At 50.0% G+C, this 15,553-nt stretch carries 12 protein-coding genes; 10 read left to right on the forward strand and 2 right to left on the reverse strand.

Annotated features, from left to right (window positions below; all coding sequences use genetic code 11):
- Nucleotides 1-44: 44 nt before the first annotated feature.
- The 8 genes from B7982_RS03885 to B7982_RS03920 all read left to right on the forward strand — a co-directional run bounded on the left by B7982_RS03885 (nucleotide 45) and on the right by B7982_RS03920 (nucleotide 6,511).
- Nucleotides 45-1,058 carry a hypothetical protein gene (locus tag B7982_RS03885; RefSeq protein WP_088659632.1) on the forward strand — a complete coding sequence of 338 codons (1,014 nt, stop codon included), beginning with the start codon at nucleotides 45-47 and terminating at the stop codon, nucleotides 1,056-1,058.
- Nucleotides 1,055-2,137 (forward strand): asparaginase, encoded by a 1,083-nt coding sequence (locus B7982_RS03890; RefSeq protein WP_088659633.1) that lies wholly within the window; start codon nucleotides 1,055-1,057, stop codon nucleotides 2,135-2,137. The genes B7982_RS03885 and B7982_RS03890 overlap by 4 nt, the downstream gene beginning before the upstream one ends.
- A 4-nt stretch (nucleotides 2,138-2,141) precedes the next feature.
- Nucleotides 2,142-2,579, forward strand: coding sequence for a D-aminoacyl-tRNA deacylase (gene dtd / locus B7982_RS03895; RefSeq protein WP_088659634.1), 438 nt, complete (start codon nucleotides 2,142-2,144; stop codon nucleotides 2,577-2,579).
- A 27-nt stretch (nucleotides 2,580-2,606) separates the two neighbouring features.
- Entirely contained in the window at nucleotides 2,607-3,443 is an 837-nt protein-coding gene (locus tag B7982_RS03900) for a hypothetical protein (RefSeq protein ID WP_088659635.1), read from the forward strand.
- A 145-nt stretch (nucleotides 3,444-3,588) separates the two neighbouring features.
- Nucleotides 3,589-4,446, forward strand: a complete 858-nt coding sequence (gene asd, locus B7982_RS03905; RefSeq protein ID WP_088659636.1) for an archaetidylserine decarboxylase — start codon at nucleotides 3,589-3,591, stop codon at nucleotides 4,444-4,446.
- Nucleotides 4,447-5,277 (forward strand): hypothetical protein, encoded by an 831-nt coding sequence (locus B7982_RS03910; RefSeq protein WP_088659637.1) that lies wholly within the window; start codon nucleotides 4,447-4,449, stop codon nucleotides 5,275-5,277.
- 21 nt (nucleotides 5,278-5,298) lie between these two features.
- The gene (locus B7982_RS03915) at nucleotides 5,299-6,153 is read left to right on the forward strand and encodes a hypothetical protein (protein ID WP_233138357.1); all 855 of its coding nucleotides are present in this window, start codon (nucleotides 5,299-5,301) and stop codon (nucleotides 6,151-6,153) included.
- Between the two features lie 22 nt (nucleotides 6,154-6,175).
- On the forward strand, nucleotides 6,176-6,511 hold the full coding sequence (locus B7982_RS03920; RefSeq protein WP_088659639.1) for a GerW family sporulation protein: 336 nt from the start codon (nucleotides 6,176-6,178) through the stop codon (nucleotides 6,509-6,511).
- Between the two features lie 826 nt (nucleotides 6,512-7,337).
- On the opposite strand, the gene serC is transcribed toward B7982_RS03920, so the two are convergent.
- Both serC and B7982_RS03935 read right to left on the reverse strand, forming a co-directional pair.
- Nucleotides 7,338-8,444: a 3-phosphoserine/phosphohydroxythreonine transaminase gene (serC, locus tag B7982_RS03930; protein ID WP_088659641.1), complete on the reverse strand. Its 1,107-nt coding sequence runs from the start codon at nucleotides 8,442-8,444 to the stop codon at nucleotides 7,338-7,340.
- 115 nt (nucleotides 8,445-8,559) lie between these two features.
- Nucleotides 8,560-9,084, reverse strand: coding sequence for a hypothetical protein (locus B7982_RS03935; RefSeq protein ID WP_015731752.1), 525 nt, complete (start codon nucleotides 9,082-9,084; stop codon nucleotides 8,560-8,562).
- Between the two features lie 273 nt (nucleotides 9,085-9,357).
- Between B7982_RS03935 and B7982_RS03940 the strand changes: the two genes are divergently transcribed.
- On the forward strand, nucleotides 9,358-13,215 hold the full coding sequence (locus B7982_RS03940) for a hypothetical protein (RefSeq protein WP_233138358.1): 3,858 nt from the start codon (nucleotides 9,358-9,360) through the stop codon (nucleotides 13,213-13,215).
- A 15-nt stretch (nucleotides 13,216-13,230) separates the two neighbouring features.
- A complete protein-coding gene (locus B7982_RS03950; protein ID WP_088659643.1) occupies nucleotides 13,231-15,531 on the forward strand; it encodes an OmpA family protein in 2,301 nt (766 codons plus the stop codon).
- Nucleotides 15,532-15,553: the final 22 nt, after the last annotated feature.

Here is a 15,553-nt window from a genome sequence, read left to right on the forward strand (position 1 = left end):
GCGAAAATTACTAGAATTGTAAAGGACTCTTTTGTGGAATGAATATGGCTCAGAAAAAAAGTAACTGGAAAAGACGCGTTGTTGGCCTTTTGCTGATGTATGTTTTGATGTTCGTAGGGTACCAGTATTACGAAAAAAAAGTCGTAGAACGCGAACAATTCGAAATGATGATTCATGTAACGAACGAGTGCATCCGAGTTGGGGACTGGAAATGTGCCGAAAAAAATGTTCGGGAGCTTTTGAAGTCTGAACCGGACGATACGAATTTGCAAATGCACATGGCTGGGATTCTCTTTGAACAGGAACGTTATCAGGAATGTATCAGCTATATTGAATCGCTAAATTTCAAACACAAGGACTTAGATTACCTTGTTGAAAAGTCGAACGCCTTGGAACAGGAATTGAAAAATCTCGGCGTCGAAAAGTCTATGCATTTCCGCTTGGAATTTGATGGCGGTCCTTCCAAGAAAGATGTGATGGAAGCTCTTGCCGTTTTGGAAGTCGCCTACGATTCAATTAGTAATTTGTTCGATTTTTTGCCCGAAAACAAGATGAGCCTTGTGCTGTATGAGGATAAGGAATATCAGGGAACGGGACCGCGCCCGGATTGGGTTGGCGCCGTGTTTGACGGAAAATTGCGCGTGCCTGTGAACATGATGGCATATCGTGAAGTTTATCGCCCGGTGCTGTTCCATGAACTGACACATGCATTTGTTCGTGCAATGACTCGTGCCAAAGTGCCGTGCTGGATGAACGAGGGAATTGCGCAGGTGATTGATGGCTCGCATAACAACGAAGAACACCCGGCGGGAGCAAAGCCAAGCATTGAATCGTTAAGAAAATCTTTTGTGAAAGAGACGGATGCGGCAACGGTGAAAAAACTTTATTGGTTCTCGAAGCGTATGGTCGAAGAACTTTTGTGGCGTGATGGCGGCGGCCCGGAAGCCTTCCGCAAATTTGCCAAGTGCTTGCAGGACCTTCGTGAACTTGGAATGGATGGCTCCCTGAAAAAGCATTATGGAATGACGGCTCAGGATTTGTTGGAGTCTGTAAAATGAAAAATATTGTGATTCTTGCGACGGGCGGTACTATTGCAGGCGCGGGCGAGCAAGGTAAGGATATAGGGTACAAGTCGGGCTCAATCAAGGCGCAAGCGCTGATTGATGCGATTCCGGAATTGAAGAATGTGGCGAATATTTGCGTGGAGCAAGTTTGCAATATCAATTCGGACGATGTTACTTCTGAAATTTGGATTGCTTTGGCGAAGCGGATTCAGGAACTTTTGCAGCGCGAGGATGTGGACGGTATCGTGATTATGCACGGGACTGATACGATGGAAGAAACCGCTTTCTTCTTGAGTTTGACGCTGGGTGGTTCTGCTCCAAGTGCCGCCGGGAATGATGCGAAACCCGTGATTATGACAGGCTCGATGCGCCCTGCAACTGCTGCAGAACCTGACGGCCCTGCAAACCTCCTCTTTGCCGTGAAAAGCGCTGTAGCTTTGTCATCACCGTCTTCATGTCACCCCGGATTTATTCCGGGGTCGCCATCTCGTTATGCGGACAATGCCGCAACCCAAGAATCTGTCATCCTGGAGCCGAAGGCGATAGGATCCAGTGCGGTATATGTCGCCTTTGCAGGCAAATTAATGAACGCTCGCTCGGTGCAAAAGATTCACGCGAATGATTTGGATGCGTTTGCTGAATTGTCATGCCCGCCTCATGAATTGTCATGCCCGCCACCGAGCGGGCATCTCCCTCTCGTAAATACATTCGACATCTCGAATATGCGCGAATTGCCCCGTGTCTCCGTTCTTTACTTTAACGCTGATGCCGATGCAGAATTGGTGCGCTTTGCGGCGGAGCGCTCGGCAGGGCTTGTCATTGCTGGTGCTGGCGCCGGAGAATTTTCTCGCGCATGGGCGGACGCATTGACGGATGTCGTTTCTAAAAATAAAATCCCCGTCGTGATATCGACGCGAATCAATCGCGGTCGCATTGTCCCGGAACAGCTTCTTGTGCCAGGAACGATTGCCGCTTACGATTTGCCTCCAGCCAAAGCCGCCGTCCTCTTGCGCCTCGCTTTAACTACCACGAATGACCCTGCGGCCATTCAAAAGATTTTTCTAGAGAGCTAAAAAAATGAAATTCCTCATCCAGCGAGTCACTAAGGCTCAAGTCGATATTGATGGTCTAACAGTCGGTAAAATTGATAACAAGGGATTCCTTGTGCTGATTGGCGTAGGCGAGGGCGATACTCGCGAAATTGCCGACCGCTTCATCAAGAAAATGCTTGCGCTCCGCATCTTTGCCGACGAAAACGGAAAGACGAACCTTTCCATCAAAGATGTTGGCGGCTCGCTTTTGCTCGTTTCTCAATTTACGTTGTATGCCAATTGCAATAAGGGCAATCGCCCGACATTCAATGGTGCTGGCAACCCGACGCTTGCCAATGAACTCTACGAGTACATCATTGAACAGTGCAAAAAAGAAGTTGCCATTGTCGAAACCGGAAAATTCGGTGCCGATATGCAAGTGAGCCTCGTCAACGACGGCCCATTTACTATAATGCTAGAGTGATGGCGGGGCGTCCCCGCGGAGTTGTTTATGAAAAAAAATCGTTCATCGTTCATCGCTTTATTGTTCGCGTCAATGCTATTCGTCTCTTGTGCGGGTTCGCGCGATAGCGCTCCCGAAGGTGGCGACATGGCAGACGCTCCGTGCACGGAATGTGGCACGCAAGGCGATATCGTGCTGAAAATCACGGACGAAAAGTTCTACCGCGAATGGAACCAAGTCGCATTTAGCCGTATCGATTCCAATGCTGTTGTCGGCGTTTTCCCTGCGCTCAAGGTGACGGCGACACGCCCCGAAGATTGCAAAATGTGCCACAGCTTCAGTGCCGATGCTCTCGATTTTGACTTGGCGCGCGTTGAAGATTCTTTGTTTGCAAAAGCGTTCCCGAAAATGCAACGAGACTTAATGATTGTCGGCATGCGCGTCCCCGATGCGGATTCCGCTTACGTTGATTCTTTGTCTGTAAAGCTCCTTGCCGAAAAATTCGTGGAAGGCAAACGCTTGGATGACGTGACTCCGTGGGAAGAGCGCGATGGCGTGGAACAGACAATTGCACGCCAGTTGCCGTTTAAACTTAAAGAATTGCTGAACGGAATAGCGAGTCGCTATGAACTTCGCTATTTGACAATCCCGCTGGTGCTGAATGTGGAAATGGATCCGGATTTAGGCAAGAAGGGAGGCTTTACATGGCAAATCGTGTGGAGCATGTGGGATGCCCGCTACGGTGAACTTGTCGCCCTCACTTACTCCAAATTTACCGCCGCAACGACGACCCGCGTGGCGCCTGAAAAGGAATGGGCTACGCCGTTTGCCTCTAGACTCTGGAAACTGCTCAACACTGACGTCGCGCATTTCGAAAACCACTAATTTAGACGAGAGAACGGCTCTTCGAACCTACAGACGAGAGACTAAAGATTTTTAAGGTGCTACGCGAAAAAAATGAACTGTTCTTATTGCATTTTCTCTCGTCTCTCGTCTTTCGTCTTTCGTCTAAAAATCTATTATTGCAATCATGAACACTCCTTTCTACGTTTTTATGAAGCTTTTGCCGAAGAATGCCGCAAGTCGCATTTTCGGTGCCTTTACGCGTTTGCGCATCCCGTTCCTGAGCAAAATCGCTCGCAACGCCTTTGCTAGCTATTACAAGCTCGACATGTCTGAATCGGAATACCCGCTCAGCCATTACAAGAACATCGGTGAACTTTTTATCCGCAAGCTCAAGCCGGGTATGCGCCCTGTTGCCGACGGTGCCGAAATCGTAAGCCCGGTCGATGGCGTGCTTTCGCAGACGGGAACGTTCGATGGCGATGACCAGAATTTGATCCAGGCGAAGGGCAAGACTTACACGCTCCAGAGCCTTTTGCGTAGCGAAGAACTTGCAGAACGTTTCAAGGGCGGCGCCTTTGCTACGATTTACTTGGCTCCGTTCAACTACCACCGCATCCATAGCCCCGTCAAGGGCGACCTCGTGCTTTCGAGCTATTGCCCGGGTACGCTTTGGCCGGTCAACGCAGGCAGTGTCGAACGTGTTGAAGGTCTTTTCAGCATCAATGAACGCTTGACGAGTGAACTCCGCTTGGCGGACGGTTCCGAAGTGCTCGTGGTCAAGGTCGGTGCGACAAACGTTGGCCGCATTGGCGTCGTGTATAACGATTCCATCTTGACGAATGCCGGCAAGCTCCCGCGCGACAAAAAGCGCTTGGACTGGATTCCGAATCAGCAGTTCTCTTTTGACCGTGGCGATGAACTTGGCCGCTTTGAAATGGGCAGCACCGTGATTCTCGTGGTCGACAAGAAAATTCGCGAACGCCATCCGGACTTGTTCAAGTCCCGTCTTGGACAGGCGGTGAAGGTGGGCGAGGCTCTCTAGTTGGTCTCGGTAAAGCGTTTCATTCACGACGAACCGGCGCTATTCAAGGCTTCGAAAGCCTTTGTAGCGCTTCTTTTCAAGTGCGCTGACCCCATAGTTTATGTTGCTCAAAAAATGCCCACGGCGAATGAACAAATTGCGTGGACATTGCTTGGGACGGTCTTGTTTCAGGATCGTTCTTACCCCGATATCTTGCGCCTCCTCGTGAAGTTGCACGAGCGTTTCCCGGGTGATAAGCTTTGGTCGCTCCCTGTGCCGAAAGGCGGTGAAATCGAAGAGGTCGTTGAGCAAACGTTTAATAGCCGCAACTGGACTGTTTTTGAACACGTCTCCGGGATTTTCTGGAGCGTGGGGCTATTTGTCCGCCGTCATCCGGACCTTGCATCTTGGGTGCAAGGCTCTACTCCCGAAGAGATGTGGCGCGACTTGGGCGAAATCTATTTCATGGGCCGTGCAAATCCGCGCCCTAAGGCTTGTGCCGCCATTTACCGATTGCTTGCTCCAAAGCCGCTAGGCCTTGGGCTTACCTGCCGAGACGGTTCCAAAATGCCGTCCTTGCCGCTGACGATGGGGGCTCGCCGTTTCCTTGCGATGCTCGGGCCTGCAAAGGAGTCTAGCTTTGCAGAACTGGAACCTGCCCAAAAGCAAAAACTTGCGAATGAGTATTTTATGGCGCTTGCCCCGGAGAACCCGTATTTTGCGGCGCATTCGCTCCAGTTCTTTCTGGAGAATGGGTCCGAAGGCTTCATTTGCCGTGAACTCACGTCGCATTGTTCCAAGTGTCCACTTTATGAGTACTGTAATTACGCCGAAGTCCGCAAAAAAGACTGATGTATGCTAAATTTTATGAGTATGAATCGTTTCTTTTCGGTGTTGCCTAAGTTTGTTTGTGCTGGAGCCTGTCTCGTTGCACTCATGCTTTGCGCTTGCGAACAGAAGGTCGAAGAGATTGTCGATTACACGCTTGTATGCTACAATGATGTGTGGCCCATGGACGAAATTCGTATCGACGAAAATCCGAACGACGATATCAAAGCTTTGGTAAAGCGAATCGATTTACGTTATCCGATAATGCTTGGCGATACGCTCGACGTGACGATTCTCGAATTCAAGAGCGACGTCTATGCGCTTGACTATTACATGAACAGCGGAAAGTTCCAGGGAATCGTTCCGATTTTGCGAGGTGCGTTCCTAGAACAGAGCATCCGCTCGGCGGCTCGAATCTTCATCTTCAAGCACGATAGCTTCCGTCGCTATGAACGTAGCGACCTTGAAAATTACGTCCGCCAGTTCCCGAACGCAAGGCACGGCGGGTTCCCGCAGGAATTCCTGAGCCTCCCGTTTGAACACCGCGAACCGGGGCGGACCTCAATCCAGACGAAGTATTTCATTGGCGTCAAGGCCTATTTCCCGGTGTTAGCCCAGAGCTACAGGGACTCCGACTTGCAGTGGAACGTTGCCCGCAGTTGGGACCTTGTCGAAGAGAACGACTTTATCGCCTGGGGCCGCCAGCTGAACATTGTGCAACCCAAGGGCATTTACCGCGAAACCTCGACGCTTTACTTTAATGCGGGCGAGGGCGTGAACGGCATGGCAACGAGACTCCCGGGTGGGCGCGTCGTGGCCGTGTGGGGCTACCTCGACTGGTCGGATCTGGAACGCAAGTTCTTTACCGCCAGCGACCGCATCTACAGCGCTAGGTATTAATTTTTATTACTATATTCAAAATATGGCTATTGAAAAACTTGCAGAAACTCTTTTGGAAAAGCTCCGCTACATCACGAAGGCGGAAACTGTCATTGGTGAACCTATCCAGGCGGGCGAAACGACCGTCGTGCCTGTGAGCCGCGTGTCCGTTGGCTTTGGCTTTGGTGGCCACCAGAACAAGGGCGATACGTCTGCATCTGGCGGTGGCGCTTCGGTCGACCCGGTCGCGTTCCTCGTCATCAAGGGCGATGACGTGCGCATCATGCCGATTACCAAGGATAGCTCGCTCGTGTCGAAAATCATGGACATCGTCCCTGATATTACGAATAAATTTGCTAAGAAGCCCGCTGACAATTAAGAAGTTGTCGCTCGGCATTCTTCTGTGTTTGTAATGTCCGCCTTTGTGCGGACTTTTTTTTGATTTGTCATTCCACTTCGTGGCTTGACTTGTTCGCCTCGGATATAGAAACGTGCAAGCATGTTTCTGCATCGCTCGGCTCCTTGTCATTCCCCTAACGGGGCTTGACAGCTGCGGCTCGGCAATAAGAATGAGTATACTCATTCTTGCTGCACTCGCCTTGCGTGTCATTCCCGCCTTGAGCGGGAATCTCCTTTTCTAGTCAAAAACAGAATTTTATTGGTCTTTTTCTCTATTTTTGTTCTTTTGAGAACTTGAAAAATTTTTGAGAACATTTTGGAGGCAGTATGTAGTGTGATATTTTGCAAAATTATGTTAAAAAATGGTGTTTTCTATTGACATTCGCAATTTAAAAGAGTATCTTTATCCATGTAAAAACGAGAAAGTGAAAGCCTTTGGGTGTATATGGGTTAGTAATTTTGAGAACAAAAAGAAGGTCGTAAACTTCTCTCGGTAGTTTTACAAGGTCGTGTTTTGGTTGTTGGACCTTGTGAAATACCCGGCACGGGGACATACGTGCCACGAAATCCTCCTCCAAGGCGCCGTAATGGCGTACTCCTAACACAAAAAATAGGACCTCCTCATACTCCATGAGGAGGTTCTTCTTTTGTCATGACCAGTCATCCTCGAAGCGAAGCGTAGGGGATCCATTATTTCTTGTAACTACGTTTGCTGTCGGGCTTTTTCTTTAAACGAAAAAGCCCCGGCGCTAGGCCGAGGCTTTCTCAAATGCGTTACACCGCGCAGCGCGCGGCATTCTCGTCGATTAACCGAGAACCTTCTTTTCGAAGTCGCCGAGGCAGTCGACGAGGGCCTGAACGCCTTCGACCGGCATGGCGTTGTAGATAGAAGCGCGGAAGCCGCCGACAGAACGGTGACCCTTGAGCTGCTGGAGGCCACGAGCCTTAGCGAATTCGAGGAATTCCTTGGCGAGATCGTCAGCCTTGTCAGCTGCAACGACGTCCTTGTTGAACACGAACGGAACGTTCATGATGGAACGGTCTTCCTTAGCAGCCGTACCGACGAACACCTTGGAGTTGTCGAGAGCGCTGTAAAGGAGAGCAGCCTTGGAGCGGTTCACCTTTTCGATAGCGTCCACGCCACCGAATTCCTTGAGCCACTTGAGGGTGCGGTTCATCACGTACACGGCAAAGACCGGAGGAGTGTTGAACATGTTGGCAGCGTCGATGTGGGTCTGGAAGTTGAGCATGGTCGGGATGGTGCGGTTCACCTTGCCGAGGAGGCCCTTCTTGATGATCGTGACAGTCACGCCAGCGCAGCTGATGTTCTTCTGAGCGCCGCCATAGACGACACCGAAGTCAGACACGTTAATCTTACGGGCGAGGAAGTCGGAGCTCACGTCAGCCATGAGGAAGCCAGACTTCGGCTTCGGGAAGTTGTGCCATTCCGTACCGTAAATCGTGTTGTTTGCGGTCACGTGGAGGTAAGTAGCGTTGTCGCTGAGCTTCAAGTTCTTGTCGATGCGGCTGTAAGTTTCAGACTTGGTGTCGCAAGCGGCGAGAGCGTTACCGAACTGCTTAGCTTCCTTGTAAGCCTTGTTTGCCCAGACGCCGGTCAAAGCGTAGTCGGCCGTAGCGTTCTGATCGAGGAAGTTCATCGGGAGCATGCAGAACAAAAGTGAGCAACCACCACCGAGGAACACGATGTCGTAATCTTCCGGGATGCCCATCAATTCACGGAGGTACTGTTCCGTCTGGGCGAACATGTTTTCAATCGGCTTTGAACGGTGACTCATGGAGAGGATACTGATGCCGCTGTTTTCGAAGTCGATGCATGCAGCAGATGCTTCCTTGAGTGCCTGTTCCGGCAAGACCGACGGTCCTGCGCTAAAGTTATAGACTTTATTTGCCATTGTTGTGTTCCTTATTAGGGGTTGGTGCCCGTTAGGGCTAAAAAATTACGGTGTAAAATTAGTAAATAGGCGTTGACGTGGCAATAAAAAAAGCCCGCTCGCGGCGGGCATTTTTTTAAACTCCAAGTGCCTGGATGGCTGCCTTGTACTTCTTGAGACGGAACTTCGTCTTGAGTTCGCGGCGTTCCTGACGGTGGATGTACTTGTCGTCCATGAGCACGTTCAAGATGGCGCTCTTGGCCTTGGCGGCTGTCGGGTTGTCCTTGAGCGTTTCGACAAAGCGTACAAAGTCCTTTTCACGGGCGTCGTAGGTGGCGTCTTCGGCCGGCACGCCCTTTTCCATGAGGTGGCAGCTGTATTCGTCAATCCATGCCTGGTTCTTGTGGTAGGTCATCTTCTGGATGAGGTCCACCATATCGGCCGGAACACCCATCTTGATCATGTCGTCCGGAGTCTTTTTAGTGGCAGAAGTAATGGAATCCTGCAAAATAGCGAGAACCTGGACATCTTCGGATTCGCCTTTGTTCTTGAGATAGTCGGCGACATTCTGGAGGAAATCGATGTATGGGCCACCGGCCTTGTCTTGCTGGCCTTGGTGAACGGATTCTGCAATTTTGTAGGCGTCTTGATAAGAAAGCATTATTAACCTTTTTTTAAAAACTTCGAGCATCGTTGATGCCCATGCCTTGAATATACATAAAGCTTGGTCAAAAAAGCGTCCCTTTTTTGCAAATGGGTCGAAAAAGCACCTCTTTTGCGCAAAAAGACCTTAAAATAGTCGGTTTTTCGCTTTTTTACGCCGTTTTTGGATGTCTATAGCCCAAATGGGCTATGCCATAAACTCTTTACGAATTACTTAAAATAAGCTAAATTTGCCCAAGTTTTACCAAAATGTAAATAATTGGGAACAAAAATGAACAAGAAAACCATCAAGTTCGGGCTTGCAGTTTCTGCAATGGCTCTCTATTTCGCCGGTTGCGGCGACGACCTGCTGTATTCTCAGGATGTCAATCAGTTTACTACGGTTTCTTCCTTGAATGACGATGACTGTAGTGAAAAGACCGAAGGCTCCATGGCCTTTGTGAAGTCCAAGGCTACGATGTACGTTTGCTCTGAAGGCGAATGGGTCGCCATGAACGACCACGAAGCTATCCAGTACCGTTGCGAATCCAAGGAACTGAAGGACAAGTCCGGCATCGCCATTATTTGCGATGGCAACGATACAATCGGTGTTGTCTACAATGGTAAAGATGGTACAAACGGTACGAACGGTAAGGATGGTGCCGACGGCAAAAACGGTACGAACGGCACCAATGGCACGAATGGTAAAGATGGTGCCGATGGAACGAATGGAACCAGCGGAACGAACGGATCTAGCGGAACGAATGGTAAGTCTGCTTACGAAATCGCAAAGGATAACGGTTTCACGGGCACCGAAAAGGAATGGCTTGAATCCCTGAAGGGAGCTGACGGCAAGAACGGCACCAACGGCACCAACGGTAAAGATGCCGATATGGACGCCATCAACAAGGATATTGATAGCAAGTTCAGCAGCGCCTCTGCCAAGAACCAGAGCGAAATTGACGAAGCTCTCAAGAATTTGAGCTCTGCCTCTGCCAAGAACCAGAAGGATGTCGATGACGCCCTCAAGAACTTGAGTTCTGCAACGGACAAGTTCGGCGAAGATATCGACAGCAAGTTCAACGATGCTTACAGCAGCTGGAATGCAGAACTAGAAGACAAGTCTTGCGCCATCATCGATACGGTTCGTGACAACGAAAAGGCTATCATCACCGTGACCATCAAGTGCGGCGACGCCGAGACCAAGATGGAAATCCCGTTCACAGTCGTGAACGAGAACCTCGCCAAGGTGTACAAGAAGCATGTTGTCGTGCGTTTCCCGGTGCAGGCCAACAAGGAAACAAAAACCAATGACATCTACGAAGAAATCTGGAAGAACCTCAAGGGTGGCGACAATGCAGAACTTACCGTGACGGACCTTGACGAAAAGTTCGCCCCGAGCGGCAAGGTGTTTATGCAGGACTTGTTCGCCTCTGCCAATAAATCCTTTGTGACAATCGAAGAAACTAACGAAAAGGCGGTGGAATACAAGGTTGCACGCCTCGAAGGGGATCTTGACATCACGAACCTTACGACCCCGGTTGTGAAGCTCCGTGTCAAGCTGAACTTGAGTAACAACGCTTTCGGCGCCTTTGGCGGATTTGGCTCGAACGCAACGGATGTCATTTACAACGCCTATGCAGACTTGTCCGATGCGTCCGACACGGTTGTCATCGACTTCTTGACCGACTACAAGGCCGCCCGCGTAAAGAAGTTGGTTGACGATGGTAACGGTTTTGGTGTTGCAAACGAGCAGGCAAACAAGGACCTTGCCCACGCCCTTTATTTGGAAAACAGCGAAGAATATCCGTCTTTCGAACATTATGCCCCCGATCAGATTGGCCTGGCCGAAAACTTCAACAGCATCGTGTGGGTGATGGCCCTCATTGACCAAAAGGACAAGACTCCGGGTTTTAACTCGGTCTATAACGCTTTCCGCAATGTCTTTGCCGAAAACGGCAACTTTAACACCGCCGTCAATACGACTTACGCAGGCAAGGAACACAGCATGTTCTTTGTTGATTACCTCGCTTTGCTTATCGACGCGAACTTCTTCAAGTGGAACCAAATGCAGCATGGCGACTATACTGCTGAAACGAATGTCTGGAGTGGTACGGATGCCGTCTATTACAAGATTTTGCAGAATGGATTTGTGGAAGCCTATAAGCTTAAAGTCGAAGACGCAAAGGTTTTCAATGATCCGTCTGGCTATAGCAGCAAGGTGTATAAGTCTGATGTCGAAGGGGGATATTTCCGTTACTTTGAATATATCGAAAACGAACAAGTTTGGTATCCTATAACACTTTGGGCTGTAGGTGTTGCAACGGTGGAACAAGTTTGCGATGCTGACGCAGTTTATTCGACCTTCTTCTATAGCTTTGAAGGTCTTGATGAAAATGCCGTTTGTGTATGCGACAATGGAAAATGCTACTGGCAAGATACTGAAAATGTATGCTTGGGCCGTAATAAAGGAGATAAGGGATCGGCGTTCTTAGACGGGGAAATTCAAGAGTATGAGTGCGAATGTGATCTATCAGCTTCTTCTACTTGCGATGCTCTTGTGCCTGGTATTCCGAACTCTTCGAGCTCTGTTGCATCCTCTTCTAGCGCTGCAAGTGGCAAGACTCCAGAAGAACTTGCAAATGATCCGTCTTCTAAGCTTTACCTCGGTGAATGCAGCGCTACAGTAAACGAAGGCAAAGAAAAGCTGTTCGACACCAAGAATGCGGAACTTGCCACGGCAACGAGCAAAACAACCTTTGTATGCGATGGCTCCAAATGGAGACAGAAAGATTATCATGACGAGGAATATGGAATATGTTCAAAAACTACGATGGAAAAGGGCGAAGTCAAGGCAGGAAATGGTTCCGCTTGGTACAAATGCGATTACCTTGATAAACAGGAAAAATACGAATGGATCGCTACTGATTGGCGTGACTGGGATTTAGATAAAGCTTGCCATTATGGCTATGTCAATGAAAAAGTGGTTACTGAATCCGGTTATGAATATGTTTGTGAAACAGTAGAGGATTTAGACAACAACGGTAACCATACCCATGAATGGCGTGAAACGACTGCTGATGAATATTGCGTGGGTGACCGCGTCAAGGCTACAGTGCAGAAGCTTGAAGACGAAGACCTCGGCGAATCGACCTTCAACGAAAAGTGTAGCTACCACGGTTCTACCTATGCGAGAAACAATACTGCTAGCGGGGCCAAGAAATGGGTGTACTACGGTAATTTTATCAACGAAAGCACAAGATACAGCGTTTTCTTGTTCTTGAATGGTTATAAGGATAATGTAATTTACACTTGTAACAGTTGGGACTGTGATTCTGTTTCTGTAGAAGTCGTGCAGGGTGCAATTGCCTCGAATATGCCAGAAGTCGAAAAACAGAAATGGATTAATGTCCTTTGCAACTATGGCGATTACAAGCGTGCTAGTGGCTACGCCGACGGCATCGCCTTTGAAGTCAATGTAACGTTAAAGAGTGACGAAACTCCGAAGACGTTTGTCGCTAGTGCCAAGAGAAATGATTGGCACGAACCTACCTTTGAGGATATCTATGGCAAATGCGACGAAGATAAGATGAAAAATCAAACCAAAGTAGCTGTTTACGGAGGGGAAAAATACAAGTGTAACTACATTTCTGGAGGTCCTTCCAGCGGATACTACTCTTGGATTAAAGCAAGCGATTTGGATGAAAATGCAACGCTTGGAATTTGCACAAGAAATCGAAAAAAAGATGCCGCTATAGTCGGTGACGCATACTATGAATGTCTTAGTAATGGTAACGCAGAAGGAATCCCCGCAAGTTCTTCCTCCACAGATTGGCGAGTAATTGATGAAAATGAGTACCTTAACGCCAAGTTTGGTTATTGCGATACCGATAGAGGTGATACTAAAAACATTGCAGACATTAAGAGCGAAACCCTCAAGGATGGTGAAAGCCACAGTTTCAAGTGCTCTATTGCTAAAGACGTCGTAAATGACTATGGTAAGTGGGTTGACGCCTCCACAGACATTGCTCTCGACCAGATTTGCAACAGAGATAACGAAGATGCAACTGTTACCAAAGAAAGCGTAACCTATGTCTGTGCGTACAAGGATGAATCATCCATGTATCAGTGGGAAAGCAGCCGCGAATAGAAATTGCACTAGAATATGAAAAAACTTACCCTTATACTCGCACTTGCGCAGGCGGCTGTCTTTGCTCAGACCGGCCTCCTGGGGGGTAAAACTGGCCTCCACCAGCAAGATGCGAATACGCTTGGATTTTTTCACTTCCGTTTAGGGACGGGCGGTACAATTGCGACCGATAACTGGGGCTACACCCGTGGCGCCTTGTTTACGGACCAGTATGGTCGTACCCAGGAACTCGATGTGTGGGATGCCCGTATGGAAAAGGGCCGCATTGACGGCGCTTTGGCCGGTAACTTCAACTTTGCGTTTGGCCTCCGTGATGACTTGGATATCGGCGTGAGCCTCCCGATTTACTACGACCACGCAAAGGATTACTCTGGCGAAGCGATTCGCGCTCACATGGGCAAGGGAGGCCTCGGCGACTTGCAGTTCTATGCCAAGTACCGCACGCCGCACTTTTTTGGCCCGGATTACATGAAGACGGCCGCTGTTGTTGATTTGACGGTCCCGACTGGCTGGAGGGGCGTGGGTATCCGCCCGCGTCACGCCTGGTTCCTCGATAACGAGGGTGGCCCGACGTATGCCTACACGGCAAACAGCGTAATGCTCGGCCTTACGGGGGTTGTCTCTGTCGATTACAACAAGAAGGGTGTTCCGCTTGTCTGGAATTCTTCTCTTGGACTCATGATCGGCTTTGGCGATGCCTCGAATACGCTTGTGTATAGCACGGGCGTGAACCTGGAAATCAACGATTACATCCAGCCGTTCCTCGAATTCAGTGGCGAAATGCGCTTTGGCAACGATGCGTATCCGTTCAGTCCGATTACCGACCCGATGGTGCTCACGCCGGGTATCAATGTGAAGATTCCGTTCTTCAACATTGACTTTGCTGCGGGTATCGATATTGGTATTGGTAATCTTGTTGATGGCTACGATCGCAAAGATGCCATGGACAACTGCAAGGATTTCCAGATCAAGTTCAAGGGCGAAACGGGTTACAGAGCTAGCTACTGCTATGTTGCCCAGCCGCTTATTGCCGGTATCGCAAAGCTCACGTGGACGTTTGGCTTTGATGGTGACGACGATAACGATGGTGTAAAGAACCGCAAGGACAAGTGTCCGGAAACGTTCCCGCCGATAGTCGTGGACGAAGACGGCTGCGGCATCGATACGGACGAAGACAAGGTCTTTGACGGTCTTGACAAGTGCCCGGATACGCCGAAGGGTGTCGCCGTGGATTCTGTCGGTTGCCCGCTGGATACGGACGAAGATACGGTCCCGGATTACAAGGATTTGTGCCCCGAAACGCCGAAAGGCGTCAAGGTAGATTCTGTCGGCTGCCCGTTGGATACCGATGAAGATACGGTCCCAGATTACAAGGACCAGTGCCCTGAAACGCCGAAGGGCGTCAAGGTCGATAGCGTCGGTTGCCCGCTCGACAGCGACAAGGACGGCGTCTTTGATGGGCCGGACAAGTGCCCGGATACGCCGGAAGGTGTTGCCGTGGATGCTGACGGTTGCCCGCTCGATACCGATAAGGATGGCGTGCCGGATTACCGCGACAAGTGCCCGAATACGCTCCCGGGAATTCAGGTGAACAAGCGTGGCTGCCCGCTGCGCCGCAAGGAAGACCTGGACTACCTCAAGAAGGGCATCCAGTTCGAATTCGACTCGGCAAAGCTCTTGAAGTCCAGTTACCCGACTTTGGATGACATCATCGCTCTCTTGGAAAAGATTCCGGAAGTGAAGCTTGAAGTCCAGGGCCATACGGATATCGTGGGTACCGAAGACTACAACCAGAAGCTTTCTGAAGACCGTGCCCACTCCGTGACGGATTACATGGAATCGAAGGGAATCGCCGCCGACCGCTTACGCGCTATTGGCTTTGGCACTCGCATGCCGCTTGCTGATAACGTAACGGACGAAGGCCGTGCCAAGAACCGCCGCGTGGAACTCATCCCGTTCGGCTATTACACCGAAGGCGATGGCACTGTGGCTGCTCCGTCTGACTCTCTGCTGAACGACAGCACGGCTGTGCCGCCTCCGACAAAGTCCGAGGTGAAGCCGGAATCCAAGCCCGAAGTGAAGGTGAAGCTCAAGGCCAATGCCGAAAAGAAGGTGAGGTCTGCTTCTAAGGCTGGCCTGAAGCGCTTGAAGAACATGCGCGACAGAGCTGAAAAGGCTGTTGTCGAAATGAAGTCGGAAGCTGCTGCCGCTGCAAAGCCAGCTGAAACGCCGAAGCCGGTTGAAACGCCGAAACCGGCCGAGACTGCTCCGGCAAAGGCGAGTGCGCCTGCTCCTGCGGAAAAGCCTGCGCAGTAGAGCGGTTGTCATGCCCGCCACC

Origin of the sequence: Fibrobacter sp. UWB2 (assembly GCF_002210425.1) — a bacterium.
Taxonomy (GTDB): domain Bacteria; phylum Fibrobacterota; class Fibrobacteria; order Fibrobacterales; family Fibrobacteraceae; genus Fibrobacter; species Fibrobacter elongatus.

Bases quoted from the DNA above. Each gene is read 5' to 3' on its own strand.
- dtd (WP_088659634.1), top strand. From the start codon at position 2,142: ATGAAATTCCTCATCCAGCGAGTCACTAAGGCTCAAGTCGATATTGAT.
- serC (WP_088659641.1), bottom strand. From the start codon at position 8,444: ATGGCAAATAAAGTCTATAACTTTAGCGCAGGACCGTCGGTCTTGCCG.
- B7982_RS03885 (WP_088659632.1), top strand. From the start codon at position 45: ATGGCTCAGAAAAAAAGTAACTGGAAAAGACGCGTTGTTGGCCTTTTG.
- B7982_RS03915 (WP_233138357.1), top strand. From the start codon at position 5,299: ATGAATCGTTTCTTTTCGGTGTTGCCTAAGTTTGTTTGTGCTGGAGCC.
- asd (WP_088659636.1), top strand. From the start codon at position 3,589: ATGAACACTCCTTTCTACGTTTTTATGAAGCTTTTGCCGAAGAATGCC.
- B7982_RS03890 (WP_088659633.1), top strand. From the start codon at position 1,055: ATGAAAAATATTGTGATTCTTGCGACGGGCGGTACTATTGCAGGCGCG.
- B7982_RS03900 (WP_088659635.1), top strand. From the start codon at position 2,607: ATGAAAAAAAATCGTTCATCGTTCATCGCTTTATTGTTCGCGTCAATG.
- B7982_RS03935 (WP_015731752.1), bottom strand. From the start codon at position 9,084: ATGCTTTCTTATCAAGACGCCTACAAAATTGCAGAATCCGTTCACCAA.
- B7982_RS03920 (WP_088659639.1), top strand. From the start codon at position 6,176: ATGGCTATTGAAAAACTTGCAGAAACTCTTTTGGAAAAGCTCCGCTAC.
- B7982_RS03950 (WP_088659643.1), top strand. From the start codon at position 13,231: ATGAAAAAACTTACCCTTATACTCGCACTTGCGCAGGCGGCTGTCTTT.
- B7982_RS03940 (WP_233138358.1), top strand. From the start codon at position 9,358: ATGAACAAGAAAACCATCAAGTTCGGGCTTGCAGTTTCTGCAATGGCT.